The sequence below is a fragment of the Streptomyces sp. NPDC016309 genome (assembly GCF_043077235.1).
In the GTDB taxonomy this organism is placed as follows: Bacteria; Actinomycetota; Actinomycetes; order Streptomycetales; family Streptomycetaceae; genus Streptomyces.
Map to the genome: position 1 here is coordinate 350,557 of NZ_JBIBSG010000005.1, position 19,925 is coordinate 370,481.

Consider the following 19,925-nt stretch of genomic DNA (forward strand, 5'->3'; position numbering starts at 1 on the left):
GCGCGCTGACAGCGCACTGACCGGAAACTGACGGTCCGCCCGCGGGCGGCCGGGGTCAGCCGCAGCCGCCCGCGTGGCCGTCGTCGGCCGACCGGCCGATGCCGACCGCGCCGGCCGTGACGGGGGGCAGGGACGCCGCCGGGGGCGTCGTGCCGCGCAGGTGGGCCACGAAGTCGCCGAGCCGGTCCAGGCCCCAGAACCGGTTGAAGCCGCGGACGAGGAACGGCACTCCGAAGACGCCGTCCGTACAGACGTCCATCAGCGCGTCGACGCCCCGCTCCCGCAGCTCGGGGTCGTCCTTGGCGCGGGAGACCACGTCCGGGTCGATCCCCAGCTCGCGGCCGATGCCGGCGATGGTCGCCGGGTCGCACACGTCCCGGCCCTCACCGAACCGGGCCCGGTAGACCGCGGCGATGTACGCGTGCCCCAGGCCCTCGCGGGCCGCCACCAGGTAGCCCAGGTGCGGGACCTCCCACACCGGGTCGACGTCCACCGGCCAGGTGATGGGGATCCCGCGCGCCTTGGTGATCCGGCCGACGTCCTGGAGGACGTACCGGTTCTTCTCGCGTGACATCTCCGAGTACGGGAAGCGTCCGCCGCGCTCCTGGAGCATCCGCGCGCTGACGGCGTCCGGTTCGAAGAACGGCCGCCATTCCAGCAGGCCGACCAGATCTTGGTGGTGCTCCGTCAGCTCCCGGTACGCGAGCCACGAGTACGGGCTGCGCAGCGAGAAGTAGAAGCGCGGGGTGTTGTTCCTGGGCATGCAGCTCCTTCACGGGGATCGGACACGGGGGTCAGACGACGAGGCCGCCGTCGACCCCGAAGACCTGTCCGGTGATGTAGGTGGCGCGGTCGGAGACGAGGAACGACACCAGGTCCGCCACCTCCCCGGGGCGGCCGAGGCGGCCCAGCGGGATCCGCTCGGTCATCGTCCGGGTGTGCTCGGGCGCCAGCCCGGAGAGCATGTCCGTGTCGATGAAGCCCGGGGCGACGGCGTTGACCCGCACCCCGTAGCGCCCCGATTCCTTGGCCAGCGCCTTGGTGAAGCCGATGATCCCGGCCTTGGACGCCGAGTAGTTGGTCTGCGTCGCGTTGCCGTACACGCCCGCCACGGACGACAGCGTGACGACGGTGCCCGCCCGGCGCTTCATCATCGAGAACACGGCGGCCTTGCACAGGTGGTAGGTGCCGTCCAGATTGGTGCGCAGCACCGCGTCCCAGTCCGCGTCGGGCATCATCACCAGCGGGTTGTCGCGGACGATGCCGGCGCAGGAGACCGCCGCGTGCAGCGGCCCGAGCGCCTCCTCGGCCGCCCGGACGAAGTTCTTCGCCGCCCGCGGCTCGGCGACGTCGGCACGCGCGGTGAACACCGCCGCGCCCTCCTTCTCGGCCTCCTCGGCGGCCGACCGCGCCGCCTCCTCGTCGGACCGGTAGCAGAACGCGACGTCGAAGCCGTCCCGCGCGAGGCCGGTGACCACGTGCCGCCCGATCCCCCGGGAGCCCCCGGTCACCAGCGCCACCCTGCGGGCGTTCGTCTCCACTCAGCTCTCCTCGTTCGTCGCGGCGGCCAGCAGTGCGCAGCCGGCCGTGCCGTCCCGGTCGACCGCCGTCACGAGGGCGAGCGCACCGGGTGGGGTTCCTTCGTCGTCGAGCACCGTCAGCGCGGCCGCGAGCTGGAGGTTCGCGCTCACCGCCGAGGTGTCGCCCAGCAGCGCGCGCAGGCCGAGCGGGCGGGGTCCGGCCGGGCCGAGCACATCGGCGACGGCGGCCTCCTCGACACCGGCCTGCTCGCCGCCCGTCTCCGCCGGGGCCACCACCCGCACGTCCTCGGGCCGGGCGCCGGCCTGCTTCAGCGCGTCGCGCACGCAGTCGGCCAGCGCGCCCCGGGCGCCGGACGGTTCGGTGAAGGCACGGAACCGGGTGGTCAGCAGCCGGGCCCGTACGCGCCGGCCGGCGGCCCGGGCGTCCTCGGCGGTCTCCAGCAGGAACACCGCGCCGCCCTCGCCGAGCGGGGTCTCCCGGTCGTCGCCGTCCCGGCCGTGCCACTCCAGCCAGGCGCGCTGGACGGAGTACTCCTCGGCCGCCCCGCACAGCACGCGCGCGCAGTGCCCGCCGCGGTGCAGCCGGGAGGCGTAGCTCAGCGCGGTCAGCCCGGTCAGCCGGCCGCCGGCGATGGTGGTGTTGGGGCCCTTGATGCCGTGCCAGATGGCGCTCTGCCCGGCGGCCCGGTTCATCACCGTGTTGGGGAAGCGGGCCGGGTCGACGTGGTACGGGCGCTCGCCCACGAGCGAGTCGCGGGTGAAGTCCATGATGCTCTGCACGCTGCCCGAGCCGGTGCCGAGCACCAGCCCGGTCTCCTCGGGCCGGGACGTCAGTTCGTCCCCGCCGTCGGCCAGCAGCAGACCGACGGCGGTCACCGCGATGGCGGTGACCCGGTCCATGGTGCGGGTGCCCTTGCGGCCGATGTGCTCGGTGACGTCGAAGTCCGGGATCAGCGCGGCCTCGTCGAACGGCCCCGGCCAGGCCTCCCGGTCGAGCGCGGTGACGGCGCTCCGGCCGGCCAGGACGCCGGCGCGGAAGGGCTCCGCGCCCACTCCGTACGGGGTCACCGCCGACCAGGTGGAGAAGACCAGTGCGGACATCAGGCGGCCTCCCGGTGCCGGCCCAGGACGAGCACGGCGTTGTTGCCCGCGAACGCGAGCGCGTTGTTCTGCACCACGGACAGGTCGGCGGGCCGTGCCTCGTTGGGCACGCAGTCCAGCCCGCAGTCCGGGTCGGTCTCGCGGTGGTTGATGGTCGGCGGGATGAATCCCTCGGCGATGGCCAGGGCGCAGGCGGCCGAGCCGAGCGCGCTCGCCGCGCCCATGCTGTGCCCGACCATCGACTTGATGGAGACGGTGGGCGGCGGGACGTCGAAGACCTGGCGGATCGCGCCCGCCTCGGTCACGTCGTTGGCCTTGGTGCCGGTGCCGTGGGCCGAGATGAAGTCGACGTCCGCCGCGCTGATCCCGGCGTTCCGGTGGGCCAGCGCCATGCAGCGGGCGAGGCTGTCCCGGTCGGGGGCGACGGGGTGGTGGGCGTCGCAGGTGAGCCCGTACCCGAGGACCTCGGCGTAGATCCGCGCCCCGCGGGCCCGGGCGGACTCCAGGCTCTCCATCAGGAGGATGCCGGCGCCCTCACCGGTGAGGATGCCCTTGCGGTCCCGGTCGAAGGGCTGGCACATCTCGGGGGCGATGGTGCCCAGCCGGTAGAAGCCGGCGAAGGTCTTGCGGCACACCGCGTCGGCCCCGCCGGCCAGGGCCACGTCGACGTCACCCGCGCGGATCGCGTCGTAGGCGCTGCCGATGGCGTAGTTGCCCGCCGCGCAGGCGGTGGGGATGGTGAGGGCCTCGACGTCGGTCAGCCCGAGTTCGCGGACGATGCCCGACGAGAGCCGGCCGGCGTGGGCCCGTCGTACGACCTGCCGGCTGAGCCGCTCCGGGCCCCGTTCGAGCTGCTCGCCGGCCAGCAGGTCCAGGTCCCGGGACTCCGCGTCGGTGGTGCCGACCGACACCATGGCCCGCCGGCCGCGGAGCTCGTCCGGGTCGATGCCCGCGTCGGCGACGGCCATGGTGGCCGCCGCCACGGAGAACTGGGTCGCCCGGCCCAGTTCCTCCGGCCGGGCCGTGCGGATCCACTCCGCCGGGTCGAAATCGGTGACCTCGCACCCGTTGGCGTGCGCGAAACCGGTGGTGTCGAAGGCCGTGATGGGGCTGGCCCCGCTGCGGCCCGCCCGGAGCCCGGCCAGGAACTGCTCGACCCCGAGGCCGATGCTGGTGACCAGGCCGAGTCCGGTGATCACCACCTGGCGGGGCCGCTGATCATTGTCGTACACCCTGCACTCCCGTCCTCGCGCCCGGCCCGGGCGGCGCCCGGCCGGGCAGCGCCGGCTACTTGGCGGCCACGGCCTCGTCGACGACGGCGATCACGGCGTCGAGGTGGACCATGCGGGGCAGCACGCTCTGGTCGAGGTCGATGCCGTAGGCGCGCTCCAGGGTGGAGAGGATCTCGATGGCACCCATCGAGTCGGCCTCGTGGTCCTCCTTGAACCGGCTGGTGCCGGTCATCTCGGACGGCTCGATCTCGAGGATGTCGCAGATGATGCCCTTGATCTCTTCGCGCCGTTCGGCGCTGGTGGCTGTAGTCATGCAGACGATGCTGGAGTACGCGGCTGACAGCGCACTGACCGCGAACTGACGTGCGGCGCCGAGGACGTGGCGGTCGGTCAGCCCGCGGTGGGCGTGGCCTCGGGGAGGTCGGTCAGGAAGCGCCGGACCTCGCGGAAGTCGTCGGGGTGCTCGGTCATCCAGGACCAGTAGCGCGGGATGGTGCGGGCGTAGGCGCAGTAGTAGCGGCGGATGCTGTCCACCAGGTTCCCCAGGGTGGCCTGGCCGAGCGAGTCCGTACGCCACACCAGCACCATCTCGTAGGTGTGCGCGTCGGCGATCGGGACCAGGCTGATGTCCTTGGTGGCACCGGTGGGCACGGTCAGCGCGGCCACGCCGGCCTCGCGGACCCAGCTCATCGCCTCGTGGTGACCGCGCACCCGGTGCACCGAGGTGGGGCGGCCGTCGACGAGGTCGGCGAACGCCGCCTCCTCGTGGTCGTGGAACCAGTGGCCCCGCGAGTACCGCACCCACTCCAGGGACCGCACCTCGGCGGCGGTCACCGGTCCGTGTCCGGCCAGCGGGTGCCCGGGGGGCACCGCCAGCCACACCGGCTCGCGGACCACGACCGCGGTGCTCAGCGGTACGTTCCCGCCCTCGGCGGGCTGCCCCTCCGGGGGGCTGGGCACCAGCGCCAGGGTGAGCAGCCCGTCGGCGACCGCCCGCATCGCGTCGGCCGGGTCCACCGTCTCGGTCTGCACCTCGGCGGCGGGCAGGCACGCGGCGATGGCGTCCCTGAGTGTGGGCGGTGTCCACTCGACGTTGCCGACGCGCAGGGTGGTGGTGCTCTGCGCGGCCACCTCGGCGATGAAGGCGTCACCGCGCCGGGCGAGGTCGACGAGCATCGGTATCAGCCGTTCGCCGAGCGGGGTGGGCACCACGCCGCTGTGCGAACGGACGAACAGGTCCCCGCCGAACTCTCTCTCCAGGCGGCGTAGTTGGGAGGAGAGGGCAGGCTGCGGAAGGTTGAGCTGGGCTGCGGCCGCGGAGATGCTCCCCGCGCTTGCAATGGCGGCTACGAGTCGGGCATGCCGTAACTCGACGCGCATCGCGGACCCAGCCCTCCCCCGCTTCCCCCGGACATATGGGCCCTCGCGTCCGTCCCCCTGTCAGGTCACGCGCGAGCCGTGTGCAGCAGGGTAATTGAATCACGCGGGTGCCGGGGTGCCCCGGGATTTTCTCCGGGGGCGTAGGCGGCGGGAGCGGCGGGCGGCCGCGGGTGGGGCGCGGCGGGCGGCGGGGCCGCGGGTGGGGCGCGGTCAGCCGGTGAGGGCGAGGGCGCCGTGGGGACGCCCGAGGGTGTCGTCCTGGTGGAGGATCGCCTCGTACACCGCGTGCAGCGAGCGGCCGGGCTCCACGCCGAGGTCCTCGGCCAGCCGGCGACGGGCCCGGTGGAACACGTCGAGGGCCTCGGTCTGTCTTCCGTCGCGGTACAGCGCCAGCATCAGCAGCTCGCTGAGGCGTTCGCGGCCCGGGTGCTCGGCGGCGAGCTGCCGCAGCTCCGGCACCGGTACGCGCTCCACGCCGACCGCGAGCTTGGCGGTGACGAGGTCCTCGTGCGCGGTCAGCCGGCGCTCCTCCAGCCGGACGGACGCCGACCGGCAGCGGAAGCCCTCGCTGACGTCCAGCAGGGCCGAACCCCGCCACATGCCCAGCGCCTTCTCCAGCAGCCGCACCGCCAGCGCGGGGTCGGGGCCGACCAGCGCGGCGCCCCGGTCGGCGAGGCCGGCGAAGCGGTGGGCGTCGACCGACTCGGCCGGGACGTCCAGGACGTAACCGGTGCCGACGGTGCGGACGAGGTCCCGGCCGTCCCGGCCGGCCACGGACGCCAGGAGCCTGCGCAGCCGGGTCACATTGGCCTGGAGGGCGTTCTTCGCGTTGGCCATGCGCTCGTCGCCCCACAGCTCGTCCATGAGCTGGTCGACCGGAACGGGCTGGCCCGGGGCGAGGGCCAGCAGGGCCAGGACCGAGCTCACCCGCTTGGAGGTCACCCCCCAGGTCCGTGCGCCCCGCGTCAGTACCAGTGAGCCAAGTATGTGGATCTCCATGCTTTCGACACCCCCGTCTTCGTGTGATCCACATCCTCACCCACCGTGACGCCGCTGTGAAATACCAACCACGCGGTTTTGCCATACCTGGTTGGTATGACTGCGGAGCCGGACAGTCCGTAAAAAGGGTGCTGGGCCGCTCAACCATGGAGCGGCCCAGCACCTGGCCTTCCCGGGGGATTAGAAGGCCGTCTCGCGCGGCTGCCGGGACCGGCAGCCGTGGCTCAAACTCGCCCGGATTCCCGGGCATGGTGGGGGAGATGACCGCCAGAACCAGTCTCTCCGGTCTGTTCTGCGCGGGCCGCTCGCATTCCTCGCGACGGCCACCAGCTCGCGGCGCCCAGCAGGGTCAGCGCCGCCGGAAGGATCATGATCCGCACGATGAAGGCGTCGAGCAGGACGGCGGCCGCCAGGACGAAGCCCATCTGCTTCATCTCCACCAGCGAGAGGAAGACGAAGCTGGCGAAGACGGTGACCATCACGACCGCCGCGCTGGTCACCACGCCCGCCGAGTTGCCGATGCCCTCCAGCACGGCCCGCCGGGTGTCCAGGCCGCGCAGCGCCGCTTCCCTGATCCGGCTCACCACGAACACCTGGTAGTCCATCGACAGCCCGAAGAGGATGACGAACAGGAACAGCGGCACCCGGGCGCCGATCGCGCCGGTGGAGTGGAAGTCCAGGACGCCCTCCGCCCATTCGCCCTGGAAGACCAGGACCAGCAGGCCGAACGCGGACGCCGCCGACAGCAGGTTGAGCGCCGTGCCGAGCAGTCCGATGACCACCGAGCGGAAGGCGAACACCGTCACCCCGAAGGTCACCAGCAGCAGGAAGCCCACGATCAGCGGCAGCTTGGAGTTCTGGTGGTCCAGGTAGTCGGCGTCCCGGGCGATGTCCCCGGTGACGTACGCCTCCGCGCCGGGCACCGTGCCGACCGTCGCCGGCAGGAAGTCGTCACGGACGCGGTCCAGCGACCGGAGTGCCTGGGGCGAGCTGGGCTTGGACGGTACGGACAGGGTCAGGCTGGTGATCCGCCGGTCGGGGGAGGAGACGGGCGGCGGTACGGAGTCCCTGGCGAACATCGGGTCCGCCTGGGCCCGCCGGCGCAGTTCCTCCATCGCCCGCGTCACCTCGGCCGAGCGCTCCGCGTCGGCGCGCACCACCACCTGGTGCTGGACCAGCTTCTCGGGGAAGGCGGAGGTCAGCCGGTCGTAGGTCTGCACCGCGGGGATCTCGCGGGAGAAGGTGTCCCGGCCCAGCACGCTCAGCTTCAGGCCCAGGGCGGGCGCCGCCAGCCCCAGCATGATCAGCACCGAGACCAGCAGGGTCAGGCCGGGGCGCTGGGTCGCGGGCCGCAGCAGCGCGTTCCACGTACGGCTGGTCCCGTGGTGCGCCCGGACCCGCTTGCCCTGGGCCGCCCGGCGGGCCTCCCGGCGCTCGGCGCGGGCGCCGAGCTTGGCCAGCAGGGCGGGCAGCACCGTCAGCGAACTGGCCATGGCGACCAGGACGACGATGATGGCGCCGGTGGCGAGCGAGGAGAAGATGACGTCGGTCGCCAGGTACAGCGTCGCGGTGGAGACGATCACCGCGAAGCCCGAGACCACGATGGCCCGGCCGGCGGTGGCCGCGGCGAGCTGCACGACCGCCTCCGAGCCGAGGTGGCCGCCCGCCCGGGCCCGCTCCTCGCGGTCCCGCTTGAGGTAGAAGAGCGAGTAGTCGACGCCGACGGCCAGGCCGATCAGCAGGATGATGTTGTTGCCCACGCCGGCGTCCGGCAGGACGTGCGACGCCAGGGCGGACAGGCCCATCGCCGCCGCGATCGAGGAGAGCGCCAGCAGCACGGGCACACCGGCCGCGGTCACCGAACCGAAGGCGATCATCAGGGTGATGAGGGTGACCGGCAGGGTGAGCATCTCGGAGAAGGCGAGGTCGTCACCGCGCTGCTTGTCCAGGCCCTTGCTCATCGAGGGGCCGCCGGTCTCCCGCACCCGTACGTCCGGGTGGGCCTTCTGCACCGCCTCCGTCTGCTCCACCAGCGGGCCGACCTTCTTGCGCGCGGCGAGCTCCTCGCCCGTCATGACCACCTGGACCATGAGGACGTCGCCGCCCCGGGAGAGGACCGGCTCCTCCACCCGGTCGACCTCCGGGAGCTTCTCCATCCGCGCGGTGACGTCGGCGGCGGCCGCCCGGGCCGCCGCCCCGTCCAGGGCGCCGGAGGGCGAGTCGATGACGATCTGCTCGACCGGCCGCCGCTGGAGGCCGCCCTCGGTCGCGATCGCCTCCGCCTTCCCGGCGTTGCCGACCCGGTAGTCCTCGGTGGTGGCGCTGCGGGTGCCGACGGCGGCCGAGGCGGCCAGGCACAGCGCGACGAAGACGAACCAGCCGACGATCGCGCGCCAGGGGTGGGCCGCGCTCCAGCTCGCCACCTTGACGGTGACCGAGGGTTTCTCCACTGTCTCCAGCCCCTTACTCACGTCGTCGATCCCTTCTACGTGTAAGTCTGAGCTTACATGCGAAAGAGGGCGGGTCAACGATCGTTCTGCGCCATCTCCCGTCAGCCATACGGCAGTTGGGCGGAAGTGGGCCCGTACGGCACGGACCCCGGCCCCCGGGTCACCGGGGCGGGGTCCGCACGCCCACCCGCGCACGGCGGGCGGGGAGGGGCCGGGCGGCCAGGGGGCCCGGCGAAGGAGCGGCAGGCCGCTCCGGGGCTTTCCGGACGTCCGCCGCCCCGGCACCGGCCCTCCCCGGCCGCGCGGTCAGGTCCGGTTCACCGCTCCCGCAGTTCGACACGCACCAGGGCCTCGGCCCGGTCGAGGGCCTCGACCACCGCCGCCCGGCTGTCCCCGACGGCCACGATGTGGCCGATCCGGCCGTACGCGTCCGTCGGAGGAGCCACCCCGTCGCCCACGGCCGCCGTGACGGTCACCCGCTCGACCCCCGGCACCGCCCGCGCCTCCGCCAGCCCCGCCACGCCCGCCAGCACCCCCCGCTCGGTGGGCAGGAGGAACTGGATGCCCGCGTGCCGCGCGACGCCGTCCGGCAACCGGGGCTCGGCCCCGCCGGCCTGGGCCACCTGGGCGGCCAGCAGGTCGACACCCGTGGCCAGCCGGTAGAGCTCGGGGATCAGCCCGCCCGCCAGCCTCGGGTTGATCTCGACCACGGCACTCCCGGCCGCCGTGCGCTTCACCTCGGTGTGGCTCGGGCCCCGGCCGAGCCCGGTCGCCGCCAGCGCGGCCGACACCGTCCCGGCCATCTCCTCCGCCGCCTCGGCGGACAGGTCCGCCGGCACCAGGTGGCGGGACTCCACGAAGTGCGGCGCGCCGGTCACGGTCTTCTCGGTGATACCGATCAGCCGGTGCTCCCCGCCGGTCCCGAACATCTCGACGCTGTACTCGGGCGCGTCCAGGTACTCCTCCACCAGCGCCCGGCCCGCCATGGCCTGCCCGCGCCCGTTGGTCGTCCGGGCCGCGATCTCACCGGCCAGCTCCGCGGCCTCCCGCCCGGAGTCGCAGCGCCGCACCCGGGTGGAACCGGAGTCGTCGACCGGCTTGACCACCACCGGCAGCCCGAGCCGCCCCGCCGCCGCGGCGGCGGCCGGCCCGTCCCCGACCACCTCGAAGCGCGGCTGCCGGATCCCGGCCCGCCGCAGCGTTTCCCGCAGCCGCCCCTTGTCCCGGCAGCCGGCTATCGCCTCGGCGCGCTCGGCCGGCAGACCGACGGCGGTGGCCAGCGCGGCCGCCGCCACCAGGTAGAACTCGCTGGTCGTCGACACCCCGGCGATCCGGCCGGGTTCGAACGCCTTGGTCACCGCCCGCACCAGCGCGTCGGTGTCGTTGGTGTCGCAGTCCACGACCGTCGCACCCGTCCCGGCCAGCCCCCCGTACCTGCCGGCGTTCCCGGTCGCCAGCACCGGTTCGTAACCGGCCTCCGCGGCGATCCGCAGCGCCAGCATGCCCGTCCCGGTGGTGTTGGACTCCACGAAGACGAACGCCGGGCGCGGCGCGTCCGGGCGGTCGCGGCGATACGACCACGTGCGCACCTCCGTGCCGCCGAGGACCTGACGGGGCACCCTGGCGACCGGCAGCCGGGCGAGGTCCTGCTCCGCCCAGTGCGCGTCGCTGTGCACGGTGTCCGCGTAGCGGTCCCCCCGGTCCGGGAAGATCCCGACCAGCGTCGAGCCCGGCGCGGACCGCGCGGCCAGGGCCCCCAGCACCCGGTACACCGACCCGGAGGTGTTGCCGGCGAACAGCTTCTCCTCCCGGGCCAGTTCCCGGGTGGCGGCGAACGCCTCGTGGTCGTTGAGCCAGTGCACCTCGTCGATCAGCGCGTGGTCCAGGTTCGGCGGGTGCAGGCTGTTGCCCAGTCCGCTCTGCAACCGCTGCGGCCGGTCCGGCTGGCCGAACAGCACACTGCCGACGCAGTCCACGCCCACCACGTACAGCTCCGGCAGCGACTCGCGCAGCACGCGCGAGGTGCCGCACAGCGAACCGCCGCTGCCCACCGCGCCGACCAGCACGTCCACCGCGTCCAGGTCGCCCAGCAGCTCCTGGGCCAGGTGCCGGTAGGCGGCCGGGTTCTGCGGGTTCTCGTACTGCCGGGGCCAGAACGCCCCCGGGTTGCGGTCCATGATCTCCCGCAGCCGGGTCAGCCGGGCCCCCTGCCAGCCGCGGTCGTCCATCGCGGACACCACGTGCACCTCGCAGCCCAGCGCCTCCAGTTTCGCCAGCGTCGTCCGGTCGATCCGCGGGTCGGTGACGATGTGCACCGGATGGCCCAGGGCGGTGCCCACCAGGGCCACCCCGAGGGCCATCGTGCCGGAGGAGCTCTCCACGATCGGGGCGCCCTCGGCCAGTGCGCCCGTCCGGCGCGCCTCGGTGATGATCTGCTTGGCCACCCTGTCCTTCATCGCGAACAGGTTGTTCATCTCGAGTTTCGCGTAGACCCGGACGTCCCGGTCGGCCCCCAGCCGCAGGCGTACCAGCGGTGTGTGGCCGATGGCCTCGATCACGTTCTGGCTCAGCATGTGCGCTCTCTCTTCCCATCCGTGCGCCGGGCCGGCGAAGCGCCGGAGTTCATCGGTCGAAGCTCAAGGTCCGGTACACCGTGACGTTGCCGACCAGTTCGGAGCACGCGCTCGCGGCGTCCACCAGCCGCTGGGGGTACGAGGGGTCGGCGGTGTCCAGCAGCACCCCCAGGCACGTCCCGCTGTGGCCGACGACCACACCCAGCCCGCCCACCTGCCGGCAGATGCCGATCATGGCGTCGAGCTTCCGCTTGGGCCGCAGCACCTGGTTCATCAGCGCGCTGCGGGTCGCCACCGCGCCCACCTCGGCCAGGTCGGCCGCCGCCACCGCCGTCGCCATCCGCTCCAGCAGCCGGGCGTACTCCGCCCGGTCCGCGGCGGAGAAGGGCTTGGGGATGCGGTTGAAGGCGATCGTGTCGATCGCGCCGCCCTCGTCGCCGCCCACCACCGTCATCGACGGCAGCGACCCCAACTGGCTGTGCAGCGCCACGCGCCGGTGGTAGAACGCCACGATGCCGGGGTACAGCACGCCGTCGGTGGGCTCGATCCGCGCCAGCAGCGACTCGATCCGCCGGGGCGGCATCGGCTCGCCCAGGGCGTTGGCGACCGCGCGGGCCGTCGCCACCAGATCGGCCGACGAACTGGCCAGCCCCTTGCCCTCGGTCAGGGTGCTCTCCACGGTCAGCACCCCGCCCATCGGCTCCGACGACGACTCGACGATCATCCGGGCGAGGCGCAGCGCCTTGTGCTTGTGGGCCGGCCGGACCTCCAGCGCCCCGCTGCCGGGCACGCCGTGGAACGTCACCCGGGACCAGCGGGCGATGGGCAGGGTGACCAGGAAGTCACCGTTCTCCTCGGGCAGTACGCCCTGGAGCAGCTCGCCGAACGTGCCGGAAGCCGTGCTCATGCCCGTCACCGCGGCGGACGGCGCCGGAACCGGGCGCGGAACGTCCGGCCGCAGGACGGCGTCGGGGGACTTCACCACTCCCGCCGTCCCTCCGGCCCGGCGAGCAGCCGGTCCACCTCGGCGGCCGCCGCCTCGACGGCCGTACGCCGCCTCCGCCAGCGCTCCTCCAGCGCGCCGAACGCCACGTCCTGCCCCGCCAGCAGCGCCCGTACGGAGTCGGGGCTGGCCGAGCCGTCCGAGCGCTTGGCCCGCAGGCCGCCCGGCACGCTCATCGCCTCGGCCAGCAGGCCCGCCGCGTCGTCGGCCGCGTACCCCTCCGCCGCCAGCACCGCGTCGAGCAGCGCACCGTCGGGTTCGGCGGGCGGCAGCCCGCGGGCGACGGCCCGCACGATGTAGCGTCCCGCGGCCACCTGGGCGGTCCGCCAGGGCACGCCCGCCCGCAGGGTCAGCAGGTTGGCGAGCGTGAACCCGCCCAGGTACTCGCTCTCGCACGCCTCGCGCATCCGGTCCTCGCGGAACCGCAGGTTCTCCAGCACCGCCCCGAACAGCCGCAGCACCGACCCGAGCGTGTCGAACGCCCCCGGCACCCCGGCCCCCGCCTCCTTGGAGACCTCCACCGAGTTGCTGTACGGCGTGGACCGCTGCCCCGCCGAGACGGCCGCGTAGGCCGCGCCGAGGTGGGCCGTACGGGCCCGGATCCGCTCCAGCACCGGGAAGTTCTTCTTCTGCGGCATCGCCGAGGAGATGCCCGACCACTGGTCCGGCAGGTCGATGAAGCCGTACCCCGCCCCGCCCCACGTCATCAGGTCGGTGACGAACCGGCTCAGCGCGACGCCCAGCAGCGAGAACTCCGCGCACGCCTCCAGCGCCCAGTCCCGCTGCGCCACCGCCCGCAACGCGTGCGTACGGACCTCCGCGAACCCCAGCAGCGCGGCCATCCGGTCCCGGTCCCAGTCCAGTTCCTGCCCCGCCATCGCCCCGGCGCCCAGCGGCGAGGCGTCGGCCGTCCGGTACACCGACTCCAGCCGCTCCAGGGTGTGCAGCACCTGGTCGGCGAGCGCCGCGAAATAGAAACCGGGGCTGATCACCTGGGCCGGCTGCATATGGGTGTAGCCCGGCATGACCAGTCCGGCGCCGCGCCCGGCGAGCCGGTGGGCGGTGCGGCCGAACACCAGCAGCGCGTCCGCGCACTCCAGCAGGCGCGCCCGGCCCTGCATGGACTGGGCGGTGGCCTGGAGGTCGTTGCGGCTGCGGTCGACGTGCCACGCGGGCGGAACCGCGTCCAGCCGGCGCGCCACGTGGCGCTCCAGGGTGAACGCGATGTCGCTCATGCTCTCCGCGGCCTCCTCGGCGACGGCCGCGGGGGTGACCCGGTCGAGGATGTCGGCGATGGCGCCGACCTGGGCGCCGTCCAGCAGCCCGAGCCTGCGGTACTCCAGCAGCAGGACCTTCTCCACCTGGACGTACCAGGGCAGCAGGGCGTCGGTCTCGAAGCGGAGCTGCGGCTCCAGCACCTCGGCGCGCAGCAGCGCGTCGGGGCCGGAGGCTATCCGCCCGGTCAGCCCGTCGGCGTCACCGGGAGGGGCCGTCGTCAGATGGTCGTTGGGCATGCGCTTCCTCACGGGAACGAAGGGGCGGTTCGGTTCAGCGCGGCCAGCACCGCGTCTCTCGCGTCGGCCGCCCGGGTGCGCGGGAAGTGCGCTCCGCCGCCGTCCAGCCGGCGGTGCGTCACCTCGTCGGAGAGGAGCCCCCAGTCCCACGGGGCCCGGCCACCGGGCCCGTCCGGCCCGGCCGCCTCCGGCCGCCCCGCGGGCTCCCCGGGGGTGTCGTCCGCGACGACGAGCTCGATGCTGGCCCTCACCCGGTGGGCCGCCGGGTCCCGCCGGGCGGCGAGCAGGAACGCTCCGGCGGACCGTACGTCGTGCCGGTAGGCGGGGCCCAGCAGCCGGGCCCGCTCGGGCTTGAGCCCGTCGAACTCCACGTACGCGCCCTCGCTCAGCAGGGTGGCCGCGACCTCCTGGTCGCTCAGGGCACCGGCCCGGTCCATCCGCTCCCGCAGCCCGGCCGCCCAGTCCGCCCCGGCCCCGCCGAGCAGCACCCGGCGGGGCGCCGAAGGGCCTGCCTCCAGCAGCCGCGCCAGCGCCAGCGCGGGCGCCGCGCCCTCCCGCTGGCCCCACAGCGTCAGCGGCACGGCGGGCAGCCGGTCCAGTTCGCCGGCCACGCGGCGGGCCACCTCCGCGACACCGGCCAGGTCCTGCCCGCCGGGGACGAAGTCGTGGCCGGGCAGCTCGACGCCGTACACCTCGATGCCGTGCGGGGCCAGTTCGCGGGCGAGCGCCAGGAAGTTGACGGCGTTGCCGCCCGCGCCGGGGAAGCAGACGAGCCGGCCACCGGGCGCGGTCCGGCCCGGCAGGACGCCGGTCAGCGCACGGAGCAGGCCGGCCGCCGGGCCGTCCGGCGCCGCGTCCCCGCGTCCGGCGCCGGCCGCGTCCCGGCCCGCGTCGACGGCGGCCGCGAGGTCGGACAGCACCGGACGGGCCAGGATCGCGCTCAGCGAGACCAGCCGGTCCAGCTTCACCACCAGCCAGGTCGCCGCCAGCGACGTACCGCCCAGCGCGAAGAAGTCGTCGGCCCGCCCGATGCTCTGCAACGGCACGCCCAGCGCCTCCGCCCAGGCCATCGCCAGCCGCTGCTCGGTGGGCGTGACGGGTGCCGTGCTGGGCACGCCCGCGTGCCCCAGGGTGCCGGCCAGCCCCGTCAGCGCCTTGCGGTCCACCTTGCCGTTCTCGTTGACCGGCAGCGCGTCCAGCCAGTGGCAGTACGCGGGGATCATGTAGTCCGGCAGATGGCGGGCGAGCGCCGCCCGGACGGTGTCGGGGTCGTGGCGGACGGCGCCCACCAGGAAGGCCACCAGGACCCGGTGCCGGTCGCCGCCGCCGGAGGCGACGACCACCGCGTCCTTCACGTCGTCCAGGGCCAGCAGCCGGTTCTCGACCTCGCCGGTCTCCACCCGGTACCCCCGGATCCGGACCTGCTGGTCGCGCCGGCCCAGGAACTGGAGGCGGCCCCCGGGCTCCCAGCGGCCGAAGTCCCCGGTCCGGTACATCCGCTGGCCCGGCCGGAACGGGTCGGGCACGAACGCGGCCCGGGTGCGGGCGGGGTCGTTGACATAGCCGCGGCCGACGGCGACCCCGGAGAAGACGATCTCGCCGGACGAGCCCAGCGGCACCAGCCCGCCCTGCTCGTCCAGCACGTAGCCGTGCACGTTGCGCCGCATCCGGCCGAGCGTCACGGGCCCCTCGCCGGGCGCCCGGTCGATGATCTCGTGCATGGTGTCGTCGGACACCTCGGTGGCGCCGTACGCGTTGACCACCGGGATGCCCGGGTGGCGGGCGAACCACCGGTTCAGCAGCGACGGTTTGAGCTCCTCGCCCGTCACGGAGACGACGCGCAGCGCGCCCAGGTCGCGGCGGTGCCGCTCCAGGGCGGTGATCAGCGCGTCGAAGTAGGACGGCACGAACTGGGCGACGGACACCCGCGACGCGGTCAGCTCCGCCACGAAACGGTCCACGTCCAGCAGGACGGCGGTGTCGACGATGCGGGCACTGCCGCCCGTCAGCAGCGGGGCGACGAGCTGCCACAGGGAGATGTCCAGCGACTGGGCGGCGGTCTGCGCCACCACGTCACCGGGCCCCAGGCCCAGGTCCGCCACCTTCATCAGCAGGTGGTTGAGCAGCCCCGCGTGCTCGCACATCACGCCCTTGGGCGTGCCGGTGGAGCCGGAGGTGAAGTAGACGTACGCCCGGAGGCGGGGCGAGAGGGGCCGGCCCGGATCGCCGACGGCACCCGCGCCCGTGCCGTCCCCGGCGCCCGCGCCGGCCGGGGCGCACAGGGCCACCGCGTCCACCAGGAGCCGTCCGTGGCCCCCGCCGTCCGCCTCCGTACCGCCCTCCGCCCCGTCCGTACCGTCCTGCCCGCCGGCCTCGCCCCGGGCGGCGGTGCGGGCGGCGTCACCGGACCCGAGCACGAACCGGCAGTCCGCGCCGTCGAGTTGCGCGGCGATCCGGGCGGCCGGGAAGTCCGGCTGCACCGGCAGGTAGCAGCCGCCCGCCTTGAGCACGCCGATCGTGGCCGCCGCCCACTCCGGGCCGCGCTCCATGACCACGGCGACCACGTCCTCGTCCCGCAGCCCCTCCGCCAGCAGGGCGTGGGCGATCCGGTTGGCGGCGGTGTTGAGCCGCTCGTACGTCCACGACCGGTCGCCGTGCGTCACCGCGACCGCGCCGGGGGTGGCCCGCACCTGCTCCTCGAACCGCTCGGTGAACAGCCGCCCGTCGAAGGGCTCGGCCTCACCCGCCAGTCCGTAGATCTGGAAGTGCCGTTCGTCGTCCGCGAGCAGGCTCCGCTCTCCGGCCGGCGCGTCGGGGTGGGCGGCCAGCAGCCGGAGGGCCTTCGCGTGGTAGCCGGCGATCCGGGCCAGGTGCTCCTCGGTCATGACGTCCGCCCGCGACCGGGCCCGTACCGTCGTCCGGTCGTCGTGCACGGTGACGCGCACCCACAGTGGGGGAGCGTTCCCGGGGTCCGGCTCCGCCGCCCCGGAGAGGTCCAGGACCGACTCGTGCGAGGGCCCGGCGGGCGCGCCCGGCGCGAGGGCCCGGCGCATCCCCTCAGCGGCCTCCCTGACCAGTTCCTGCCAGCTCCCCCGCAGGACGCCCGTGACCCCGAGGGAGCGCGGCGCGCCCGGGTCGCCGCCGGCGGGCACGTACCCGGTGACGGGGTCCTGCTCGGAGGTCAGCGCGGCCACCACCCGGAGGTGCGCGGCCAGCAGCACCGCCTCCAGCGGGGCGGCGCACGCGGTGGCCACCTTCCGCAGCCGGACGGTCACTTCGGGCGGCAGGACGAGCTCGGCGCCCACTCCGTCCGGTGCGTCCGCCGCACCGGCGGTCCACCGAGGGACACGTACGGCCGCACCCGCCGCACCGTGCCCGCGGGCGTGCTCGTCCGTCGTCCGGGCCGTTGCCGGGCAGCCCAAAGTCTTCGACACGTGATCGCCAACCTACCGGGGAAGGGACGGAGGGATGCGTGGTTCGGCATCGCTTGTACGGCCATGCTGCCGACCCGCACTGACATCCCACTGACGCCCCTCCCCGCCCCGGCGGCGCCGCGGCGGCCGCCCGGCTCGCGGCCGGTGACGTCAGCGGTGGGCGAGCACGTTGACCACCCGGCCGTTGGGGTCACGGACGAAGAACCGCCGCACGCCCCACTCCTCGTCCCGCAACGGGTGAACGATCTCCGCACCTCGCGCCCGCATCACCGCGTACGCGGCGTCCACGTCGTCCACCTCCACGCTCATGTCCGGGACGACCGGCGCCGTGGCGTCCCGCGCCATGAAACTCACCTGCGCCGACGGGTCGGACGGGGACGCGAGGGTCATGATCCAGCCGTGGTTCATCACCTCCTCGAAGCCGAGCAGGCCGTAGAACTCACGGCTCTCCTGTGCGGCTTCGGAAGGAACGTTGGGCACGACGCGGCGAACGGCCATCGGTGACTCCAGACGGGAGGAACGGATCTCTGACCCTCCCAGGAGTACTACGACACGCCGTCCCATGCGGCGACTCCCGGAACCCGCCGCGACAGCGGACGAGGGCGCGGGCGGTGATGCCGGTCGTCCCCGCTCAGCCGGCCGGATGGTTCTGTGTCGCCTCGCGTGCTTCGGTGAGGGCCCGCTGCCTGAGGTTGCCGCCGAACAACCGCGTCGTGGCGGCGGCCAGGACGTCGTCCCTGCCGATGGTCCGCGCGTCCCCCCGGCGAGCGGCCGGGGCCGGGCGGGAATCCTTGAGGAACGGGACCGGGGCGACCGCGCCCGAACGCCCGCCCCCGCCCTCGCGGACGACCATGGCGGCGTCCCGGGCGAGGTCCGTCAGGAACACGCTCGCGATGCCGTCCAGGTCGCGGACCATCGCCGGAACGGCCGTCGCCCCCCGACCCCGCAGCAGCCTCTTGACCCCGGCCTCGAACCTGTGGGCGCCGGCCACAGCGCTCGGTCTGCGCGACCCGCCGCGCTGACGAGAAGGCACCAGGACACCCTCGGAGTCGTACAGGACACCGGTCAGGCCGCGGAACGTCGGGCTGTGGTCGTACCACGTGTGCCCCACCTCGAGCTCGACGTTCCGGTCGAGCGCCGAGAGAAGGTCCCCGGGGATCAGCTTCCTCCGGGCCTCCGCCGCCGCGGCTCTCCTCGCGCCGTCGATGAGCTCCGTCAGCACCGTCCGCGTCACCGACGCGGCGGCCCACACCGCCGACCGGGAGACGTGCAGGGGGGTCACGTCCCTGAACACCGCTTTGACGAGAGAAGCCTCGAACGGCATGGGAGGGGCGGTCTCGCGACCACTGCGCTCGGGCTGTGCGGGCTGTGCGGTCATCGGGGGAAAAGCTCCCTGCTGTCGGAGTTGTCAGAGGCCCACACCTCACCACGCGGACTCGACGTGGATGCGACACGGCCGGCCGCGGGAACCCGGTGCCGGCCGGACAGCCCGGAGCCGCCCGCCCTTGATCGGCATCAGGACGTCCGGGGCTTCGCCGTGGCGGACGACTCTCGCCCTGACCAGCGAAAAGGCCCTCCCCAAGGGGAGGGCCCGGTGTGCGCCCCCGGCAGGACTCGAACCTGCGGCCAAGCGCTTAGAAGGAACTCGGTTAGATCACCAACGCACCCCCTGTGACCTGGGCTTCCCCGGGCAACGGCTGGGGCTGCGAGGCCACTTCGACTCGCATTCGACAAGCGGTGGGGTGACGCCTGTCGGCTGAAGGCGGCCGACCCGGGTATCCGCCTGTACATGCTTGCTCTGACGGCTTACCGCTCGTACCACGCTGCAACGACGGTGTGGGCGTTCGTGATCGCGATCCTCATCGTGTTGGCGGCGGCTTGGTACGTCCAACGTCGGAGGTGACCGACCGCTCCTGGTCGGTCTGGCACAGCAGCGCTATGAACCGTTGATCGGGATCTCGTAGACGATCTCGCACTGAGCGGCGGGCACGACGATGTCCGCCGTCTCGACCGGCCGCCCTTTGTCGCTGTAGTACGTCCGCCGGATGTGCGTCACGAGCGCGGACTTCTGGATGCCCAGGAGTGAGGCCTCCTCGGCGGTGGCGTGCCGTGGCTCGGGCTGTTCGACGGCATGGCTGACGGTGATGCCGATCGCGGCCATACGGTTTACGACTCCCGCACCAGCGTGCGGCCCTCCCTCGGGGAGGACGACGAGTGTGCCGGCGGTGAGGTCGTACGGCTCCCAACTCGTGGAAAGTTGCAGCGGCCGGCCGTCGGCGAGGAACTCGTAGGTCGTGCAGACGCACAGGTCGCCCTCGGCGATACCGAGCCGTGCAGCGATGTCGGCAGGCGCCGGGACCTTGGCGTCGGTCCGGCTCTCCCAGTCCCCTTGCTTGCCCAAGGCCTTCATGTCCGCCCGGAACGGCGACCCGTCGGGATGCTCGCGCGCGGACGACCGGACCATGCGTACCCGCTGCCGGGGCTCGGCGACGTAGGTGCCCGAGCCGGCGCGGCCCTCCAACACGCCCTGCGAGATCAGCAGTTCCTGAGCCCGGCGGACGACGTTCTCGCCGACCCCGCACTCCTGGCCGATCTGGGCGCGGGACGGCAGGCGATCCCCGGGCTCCCATACGCGCTCCGCGATCCGCCGCCGGAGTTCGTCGGCGACACGGAGATAGGGCGGCTGCTCAGGCATATG

General features: G+C 73.9%; 15 protein-coding genes and 1 tRNA gene. All 16 read right to left on the reverse strand.

Annotated elements, in window-relative coordinates; genetic code table 11:
* Positions 1-55 precede the first annotated feature (55 nt).
* A complete protein-coding gene (locus ACF068_RS15190; RefSeq protein WP_392274691.1) occupies positions 56-763 on the reverse strand; it encodes a 2-hydroxychromene-2-carboxylate isomerase in 708 nt (235 codons plus the stop codon).
* Positions 764-794: 31 nt separating this feature from the next.
* Positions 795-1,541, reverse strand: coding sequence for a 3-oxoacyl-ACP reductase FabG (gene fabG, locus ACF068_RS15195; protein ID WP_392274692.1), 747 nt, complete (start codon positions 1,539-1,541; stop codon positions 795-797).
* The gene (locus ACF068_RS15200; protein ID WP_392274693.1) at positions 1,542-2,642 is read right to left on the reverse strand and encodes a beta-ketoacyl synthase N-terminal-like domain-containing protein; all 1,101 of its coding nucleotides are present in this window, start codon (positions 2,640-2,642) and stop codon (positions 1,542-1,544) included.
* Entirely contained in the window at positions 2,642-3,874 is a 1,233-nt protein-coding gene (locus ACF068_RS15205; RefSeq protein WP_392274694.1) for a beta-ketoacyl-[acyl-carrier-protein] synthase family protein, read from the reverse strand. Before ACF068_RS15205 ends, ACF068_RS15200 begins: the two co-directional genes overlap by 1 nt.
* Positions 3,875-3,929: 55 nt before the next feature.
* Complete coding sequence (locus ACF068_RS15210) at positions 3,930-4,187, reverse strand: acyl carrier protein (protein WP_392274695.1); 258 nt, start codon at positions 4,185-4,187, stop codon at positions 3,930-3,932.
* Positions 4,188-4,264: 77 nt separating this feature from the next.
* A complete protein-coding gene (locus ACF068_RS15215) occupies positions 4,265-5,254 on the reverse strand; it encodes a LysR family transcriptional regulator (protein ID WP_392274696.1) in 990 nt (329 codons plus the stop codon).
* Positions 5,255-5,464: 210 nt separating this feature from the next.
* Positions 5,465-6,196, reverse strand: a complete 732-nt coding sequence (locus ACF068_RS15220) for a BTAD domain-containing putative transcriptional regulator (RefSeq protein WP_392274697.1) — start codon at positions 6,194-6,196, stop codon at positions 5,465-5,467.
* A 281-nt stretch (positions 6,197-6,477) separates the two neighbouring features.
* On the reverse strand, positions 6,478-8,724 hold the full coding sequence (locus ACF068_RS15225; RefSeq protein ID WP_392274698.1) for an MMPL family transporter: 2,247 nt from the start codon (positions 8,722-8,724) through the stop codon (positions 6,478-6,480).
* Positions 8,725-9,020: 296 nt separating this feature from the next.
* Positions 9,021-11,276, reverse strand: a complete 2,256-nt coding sequence (locus tag ACF068_RS15230) for a pyridoxal-phosphate dependent enzyme (RefSeq protein WP_392274699.1) — start codon at positions 11,274-11,276, stop codon at positions 9,021-9,023.
* Between the two features lie 49 nt (positions 11,277-11,325).
* A complete protein-coding gene (locus ACF068_RS15235; protein ID WP_392274700.1) occupies positions 11,326-12,183 on the reverse strand; it encodes a kinase in 858 nt (285 codons plus the stop codon).
* A 71-nt stretch (positions 12,184-12,254) separates the two neighbouring features.
* Positions 12,255-13,793, reverse strand: coding sequence for an argininosuccinate lyase (locus ACF068_RS15240; RefSeq protein WP_392274701.1), 1,539 nt, complete (start codon positions 13,791-13,793; stop codon positions 12,255-12,257).
* Positions 13,794-13,801: 8 nt separating this feature from the next.
* On the reverse strand, positions 13,802-17,227 hold the full coding sequence (locus tag ACF068_RS15245; RefSeq protein ID WP_392274702.1) for an amino acid adenylation domain-containing protein: 3,426 nt from the start codon (positions 17,225-17,227) through the stop codon (positions 13,802-13,804).
* Between the two features lie 150 nt (positions 17,228-17,377).
* The gene (locus tag ACF068_RS15250) at positions 17,378-17,725 is read right to left on the reverse strand and encodes a VOC family protein (protein WP_392274703.1); all 348 of its coding nucleotides are present in this window, start codon (positions 17,723-17,725) and stop codon (positions 17,378-17,380) included.
* Between the two features lie 133 nt (positions 17,726-17,858).
* Positions 17,859-18,605 carry a hypothetical protein gene (locus ACF068_RS15255; protein ID WP_392274704.1) on the reverse strand — a complete coding sequence of 249 codons (747 nt, stop codon included), beginning with the start codon at positions 18,603-18,605 and terminating at the stop codon, positions 17,859-17,861.
* A 224-nt stretch (positions 18,606-18,829) separates the two neighbouring features.
* Positions 18,830-18,895, reverse strand: a tRNA-Arg gene (locus ACF068_RS15260).
* A 268-nt stretch (positions 18,896-19,163) separates the two neighbouring features.
* A complete protein-coding gene (locus tag ACF068_RS15265) occupies positions 19,164-19,922 on the reverse strand; it encodes a GntR family transcriptional regulator (protein WP_392274705.1) in 759 nt (252 codons plus the stop codon).
* Positions 19,923-19,925 lie beyond the last annotated feature (3 nt).